Here is a 6,647-nt window from a genome sequence, read left to right as displayed (position 1 = left end):
GGGCCCGGGCGGGGTGCCGGGGCGGTACCCCGGGTACACGCTGGGGGCCTGGTATATCGCGCACCGGGCGGAGCCGCGGGGGGCGCCCGGGGGGCGGGGGCCGCGGCCGACCCTGGCGGGGCCCGGCCGGCCGTTGCGGCTGGCGGCCCGGGTGCTGCCGGGCGCGCCGAGGCCGTGGGCGATCTCGTCGAGCGCGGTCATCACCTCGGCCGGCTCCAGGTCGAGCATGGCCAACGTCCGTACGGCGGTGCGCAGTTCGCCCATCGCGACGGCGGCGCGCAGCCCGCGTCCCATCACGTCGCCGACCACCAGGGCGGTGCGGTGGCCGGGCAGTTCGATGACGTCGAACCAGTCGCCGCCGACCTCGGTGGCCTCGCTGCCCGGCAGATAGCGGCAGGCGATGTCGAGCCCGGCGGCCTCCGGGTCGCCCGGCGGCAGCAAGCTGCGCTGGAGGATGAGGGCGCGCTCGTGCTCGCGGCGGTAGAGCCGGGCGTTGTCGATGGAGACGGCGGCGCGGGCGGCCAGTTCGACGGCGAGCGCGGTGTCCCGCTCCCCGAACGGCTCGCTGCCCTTCGTACGGGAGAACTGCGCGAGCCCCACCACGGTGTCCCTGGCGACCATCGGCACCGCCAGCGTCGACTGCACCAGCGCGCCAAACTCCGAGCCGCCGTCGGGGTCCGCGCTGCTGTCCCGGCCGGGGATGACCCGCACCTGGGCGGTGCTGAGCGCGGTGGCGCACGGCGAGTGCGGCGGGTACCGGTGCACCTCGCCGACCTGGACGGGGCGCCGCCCGGTGCCGCGCGCCCGCCCGCCGTAGGGCGCGTGGGCCCGCCCGCTGCCGGGGCCGTACGGACCGAACGCGCCGCCGGTCTCGTCCTGCTTCTCGGCCCGGTCGGCCCGGCCCGCCGCCGCGGTCCCGGGGGCGCCGGCCTGGCCGCTGACCGTGCCGGAGACGCCGATCGGGCTGCCGGCGCCCGGAATGCCGAGGTCGACGGGGCCGGCCAGGTCGTCGGGGCCGGCGTCCGGGTCGGGGTAGCCGGAGAGCGGGACGGGGCCTGCGGAGACGGCGCTGGCGAAGGCCACCCGGCGCAACTGGGCGCTGCCCTTGCCCGGCTCGCGCTTGCGTCCCGTGCCGCGCGCCGTCCACAGCTCGGGCGGCGCCTCGTCGCCGGCGAGCAGCCCCTGGTAGAGGTCGACCGATGCCAGGTCGCAGAACTGGGGCACGGCGACGGCCAGCAGTTCGCGGGCGGTGGTCTCCAGGTCGAGCGAGGTGCCGATGCGGGCGCCGGCCTCGTTGAGCAGCGCCAGGTTGCGCCGTACCCCGGCGGCCTCCTGTTCGGCCCTGCGCCGCCCGGTGATGTCGATGACCAGGCCGGCGACGCCGATGGGCCGCCCGGAGCCGCCGTGCAGCCGGTAGAAGGAGACCTGCCAGCGCTGCCGCTCGGTCTCCCCGAACCGCGAGCCGACGATCTGCATCCCGGTCACCGGCGTACCGGTCTCGATCACCCGGCGCAGCGAGGCGCTGAACCGGTCGGCCTCGGCGCGCGGCAGGAAGTCGTACGGGGTGCGCCCGCGGTGCCAGGCGACGGGGCGGCCGAAGGCGCGGGCGAAGCACTCGTTGACCCGCATCAGCCGCAGGTCCTGGTCGGCGAAGAAGAAGCCCAGCGGGGACTGGCCGAAGACGGCCTGCGACGCGGCGAGGTCGGTCTCGATCTGGCGCAGTGCGCTGACGTCGACCGCGATGCACAGCGCGGAGCGCTCGCCGTGCTCGTTGCGGGTGGGCATGAGGTAGATCTCGGCGAGCCCGTACGGGCCGGCCGCCGCGTCGTGCTCCGCCGAACGCTGCCCGGGCAGCCCGTGCGGCGCCAGGTCCGGACAGGGCGACAGCTCGGGACAGGGCTGCGGGACACCGGGCGGGGCGGAGTGCGGGGTGGAGTAGGACGCACCGTGCGGCGCGGCGGCGTACGGGCCGGCCTGGCCGGGGTGGTGCGGTGCGGGGTGGTGCGGTGCGGCGGAGGTGGTGCCGGGGGCTGGGCTGGTCGTCGTGGTGGGGCCGGTCGGGGCCGTGGTGGTGGCGGTACCAGTCGTACGCGCCGTACTGGCGGGCCCGGCCGTACCGGGCATACCGGCGGAGCCAGCGGAGCCAGTCGCGCCGGACGCACCGCCAGGGCCAGCCGCGCTGAACGCGTCGGCGGAGCCGGGCGCGCCCGGCACACCCGCCGCATGGGCCGCGGTCGGTCGCAGATAGGGCACCAGGCCGGTCCACTCGCGCCCGTCGAGCAGTTCGGCGACCTTGCGGTGGCCGCGTTCGCGCAGCTCGTGCGGGACGAAGACCTCCACCGGGTCGCGGCCTATCGCCTCGTGGGCCGGGACGCCGAGGAGTTCGGCGGCGCGTTCGCTCCACTGCTCCACGCGCCCGTCGGGGCCGAGCGAGAAGGAGGCCACCCGGACGTAGTCGTAGATGGAGCCGGGCGGGCTGCCCTGCCACATCGGTGCCGAATCCGGTGCGATCTCCGTCCCGTCGGGCGTCCCCGCCCCCGCTGGCATGTCGCTCACGTGCCCGTCTCCTCCGGCTCAGGTGCTAGGACCGGCCCAGGAGGCCGAGTATCCAGCACCCCGGCCCATACCTGCACGGCCTTCACGATCACAGCACGGTCTCGACGCACTCTCGTGCGGCGGGGTGATCGCGAACGCTCACCGAGCCGTCGCACGGGCCCGTCCGAACCCGCCGGCCTCCGACGGCCCCCATCGGACCCCCGTCAGCCCCCGGTGGGCCGTGCCGTACCGGCCACCGCCCCGTCACCGTCGAACGCCCCGCCGGCTGCTCATCGCGCCAGGCCAGGCCGTTCCACAGACCGCTGCTGCCTGACTCCTCACCAGGCAGACCTGACTCTAACCAGACAGTTCGCGGACGTGACCAGCCTGACAGGCTCATCCGCGACTCCATGCGCCCCACGCCCCACCCCAGCGCCCGCCCCGCCGGTCTTGACGCCGCCCCGTCCGGGCCTCCCCCACAACTGGCCGGAGCGCTCCCACCGCCCGCTGGCGCCACCGCGCCGCCCACCGGCCCAGGAACGTTCACCCACCGCTGCGCGGCGTTCACGCCCCGGCGTCCGCCCTCCGGGCCCCGCCGTGCGCCCTGGAGTGTGACGGGTACCACTCTCGCACCGATGGGCGCCGGAAGCGCCGGGCCGGCAGTCACCGGATGCGGAACCTCCGGACCGCGCGCCCGCGCGGGGCTCGGCGCGGCCCGACGGCGGCCGGGCGCGCGCTAGCGGGCCGGCTCCCCCGGGCCCGGCAGGGTCAGCTCGAACCAGACGGTCTTGCCCACCGTGCCGCGCCGGGTCCCCCACCGGCGGGAGGCGACGGCCACCAGTTGCAGCCCGCGCCCGCCCTCGTCCTCCAGCGCGGCGGCGCGCTCCCGCGGCGGGTCGTCCACCGGGTCGGACACCTCCACGAGCAGCGCCCGGCCGCCGGATTCGGGCAGCGGCCGGAAGTACATGCGGACGCCGATCGGGCCCTTCGCGTACCGCAGCGAATTGGTCACCAGCTCGCTGACCAGCAACACCGTCACATCACTGACGGCCTCGATGCCCCAGTCGACCAGCGCTTCCCGCACCAGTTCCCTGGCCTGCCGCACGGAGTCGGGCGCAGCGGGAAAGCTCCATTCGGCGAAGCCGGGCGTGGACGCCACGGCCCCTGCGCTGTCGTTCACGCCCACCACTTCCCCTGAACGCCGACGAGCCCCACCGAAATGTCCACGTTAGGCGGGGTTAGTCAGCACATACCCGATATTCGGCTCGTCATATCGCCCCACCGGCCCCTGTGCCACGGATGGCCCGGATGACGCGGATGGGGTAGGCGGCCGGCGGGTGCGTGGGGCGGTTCGGAGCGGCTTGGGGTTGCTCCGGGACTGTCCGGGACTGTCCGGGAGCGGCAAGGGACACCCGGGACCGTCAGGGTCGGCGGGGTCGCCCGCACGAAGGGGGTCGTACGGGGTCGGCAGGGTTGCCCGTACGAAGGGGCGCACGAAGGGGACCGTACGAGCAGAGCAGTGCGACCGCCGGGTGCGTGGCCGGCGGCCCGGCACACCCACGGCACAGGACAGGGGTGTGCCCCGTCCCACCCACGGCAACTGCGGGACCGAACCTCGCGAGACACCCACACCCCGCACATCAGCCCAACCCAATCCAACCCAACTCACAGCCACAGCCACAGCCACAGGGTGGAGCCGCACGGGGTCAGCCCGCGGGTTTCGTCAGGCCGTCAGCCTGCGCAGCGCTTCGGCCACCGCGGGGCGGTCCTGTTCCAGCCAGTCGACCGAGTCCACCTCGGCCGGCGCCAGCCAACGGATCTCGTCGTGTTCCGCGCGCGGCTCGGGTCGGCCCGAGCCCAGCCGCGCCAGCCACACCCACATTTCGTACCCCGGCTTGAGCGGCCAGGCGCCGGGGACGCGCTCGCCGAGTTCGACCGTGACGCCCAACTCCTCGTGGAGTTCGCGCAGCAGGGCCTGTTCGGGCTGCTCACCCGGTTCGAGCTTGCCGCCGGGCAGCTCCCAACGTCCGGCCAGCTCCGGCGGGGTGCTGCGGCGCGCGGCCAGCAGCCGTCCCTGATCCCAGATGGCCCCGGCCACCACCACACGCATCGTCACGCCGGCACCCTACCCACCCGCTCACCCACCCCACCCCTCAGCCACACGCGCCACGGGAACGCGCCATGGGCACGACAGGCAGGTGCAGCGCCGGGCAGCGCGAAGGGGCCAGCGGCGACGCGAGCGCGGCGCGTCGCCACCGGCGGGTGCGGCCCGGCCGCGCCTGGGGGCGTGCGGGCGAGCCGTGCGGGGAACCGCCTGGGGAACTGCTGGGGAACGGTGTTCCACCGCTGCCCTGCGCGCTCGGTGAGTCGCGCGGTACGAGGTGGAGCGGGGTCGTGCCGTGCGCGCCCGCCCGGCCGAAAGGGGTGTTGCCGGGGCTCGCGCGCGAAGCGGTCAGGCGCTGCGGCCCGCCGCGGTGGTGCGGGTGCCGGTCGTCCGGGGCGGCGTCTCAACGCCCCCGCGAAGCGCGGCACTTCCTGCATCGTGCACTACGTCTGCGCCCTGTCTGTCGTGCGTCCCGGGGTGGCGCTCGGTGCGCCGGTCCGGCAACGACTCGACGGTGCGTCCGCTCAGGCGGTACGCCGGGGCGCGGTGGAGCGTTCTACTACATAGAGTTGGCTGGCGCCTCGCGCATGCAGCCGGTCGGCCACCTGCTCCGCCTCCGTCTTGGTCGCATACCTCCCGACCCGGTAGCGATTGCCGTTGTCGTCCTGGCGGACGACCAGCCACGGCAGCGAGGGCCCCGGGCCACTCTCCGTCATCCCGCACCCCCTCCTCCGGCCGGCCGTCCCCCGGCACGCCTGCTCCGTCTGTTGTGGGAAACCACGATCCGCATATGCCCGAGCCTACGCCCGACCCTCACTCAGCGGATACGGATTCTCACCAAGAGGTACGCATCCGGCCACCGACCGGACGGCCACCAGCGGAGATCGGCATGCCGAAACCGCCCGCGGCCTTCCGGCATACATCGCCATAACTGAGGCGATAGCACGATCGGCACGAGCGGTCATCCGCCGCGGGCGCACCGCCCGGCGGGCGTCCGCGGCGATCCTCAGCCGTCGGATGCGGTCATCGGACGGGCAGGTGATAGGCGATCCGGTACCGGTCCGCTGAGATCACCACATCGGCGGTCTCCACCGGCCGGCCGCCCGCGTAATACGTACGGGAGATGACCAGAACCGCGTGGCCCGGGACGCCGCCGAGGGCGGCCATCTCATCGGCGAGGCCGGGGCGGGCACCCACCTCCTCCACGACGTTGTCGACCACCAGGTCGATGGCGGCCATCCGGTCCACCACGCCCCGCCCGGCGAGCGGGCCCTCCTCGGGCAGCAGCACCGGCGTGCGTCCGGTGATCGACAGCGGCTCCCAGGAGGTGGAGAGCATGGTGGGCTCGCCGACGGCACGGAAGACGTAGTGGGTGCGCATGACGCGCTCGCCCGGCTCGATGAGCAGCCGCGCGGCGATCTCGGCCGTGGCTTCCTCCTGGCCGCTGTTCGACTCCCAGGTGCCGGGCACCGTCTCGTCGGCCTGCTCCTGCCGGAAGGGGGTGCAGTCGGCGACCGTGCGGTATCCCGTACGGATCAGGCGGCGCGGCACCGGGCGCTCCCGCACGTACGTGCCCGAGCCTGAGCGGCCCTCCACCAGGCCCTCGGCCATCAGCACCTTGCGGGCCTCCAGCGCGACCGTGTCGGAGACGCCGTACTCCTCGCGGATGCGGGCCTGCGAGGGGAGACGGGTGTGCGGCGGCAGGTCGCCGGCGACGATCTTCTGCCGGAGGTCGCCGGCCACGCGGAGATATGCGGGCTGCTCGCCAAAGGCCACGGCCCCTCCCAACAGGTCCCAAGGGGTGGACAGTCCGCATCAGCTTGGCAACCGTCCGCAACCGCCTGCAAGCTTTGGGCTGTGAATCACCCGATGTGATGCATTGCTGGTCAGGGATGGACGATGGGCAAGCATTTCCGCTAGCTGAGCAGACGTCCGGTTCGTCGAGCGGTGGGTCCACCCGGCCGGCTGGCCCGGCCCGCCCCCGCGCCCGGCGCACCGCCCCGCACCC

5 protein-coding genes are annotated in these 6,647 nt (G+C 74.7%); all 5 read right to left on the bottom strand.

Annotation, left to right across the window (positions count from 1 at the left end; translation table 11 throughout):
- Positions 1 to 2,547: PAS domain-containing protein (locus AAHZ94_RS26060; protein WP_502964787.1), on the bottom strand; the 2,547-nt coding region annotated here is incomplete at its 3' end.
- A gap of 724 nt (positions 2,548 to 3,271) precedes the next feature.
- Complete coding sequence (locus tag AAHZ94_RS26055; RefSeq protein ID WP_349995712.1) at positions 3,272 to 3,724, bottom strand: ATP-binding protein; 453 nt, start codon at positions 3,722 to 3,724, stop codon at positions 3,272 to 3,274.
- Between the two features lie 534 nt (positions 3,725 to 4,258).
- Entirely contained in the window at positions 4,259 to 4,651 is a 393-nt protein-coding gene (locus tag AAHZ94_RS26050; RefSeq protein ID WP_349995710.1) for a (deoxy)nucleoside triphosphate pyrophosphohydrolase, read from the bottom strand.
- Between the two features lie 512 nt (positions 4,652 to 5,163).
- Positions 5,164 to 5,355 carry an SPOR domain-containing protein gene (locus tag AAHZ94_RS26045; RefSeq protein WP_349995709.1) on the bottom strand — a complete coding sequence of 64 codons (192 nt, stop codon included), beginning with the start codon at positions 5,353 to 5,355 and terminating at the stop codon, positions 5,164 to 5,166.
- 307 nt (positions 5,356 to 5,662) lie between these two features.
- Positions 5,663 to 6,415: a GntR family transcriptional regulator gene (locus tag AAHZ94_RS26040; protein ID WP_349995708.1), complete on the bottom strand. Its 753-nt coding sequence runs from the start codon at positions 6,413 to 6,415 to the stop codon at positions 5,663 to 5,665.
- Between the last annotated feature and the right edge of the window lie 232 nt (positions 6,416 to 6,647).

The organism is Streptomyces sp. HSW2009 (assembly GCF_040240285.1).
Classification (GTDB): Bacteria; Actinomycetota; Actinomycetes; order Streptomycetales; family Streptomycetaceae; genus Streptomyces.
Note: the sequence above shows the minus strand (reverse complement) of the source record. Positions and strands in the feature narration are given on the sequence as shown.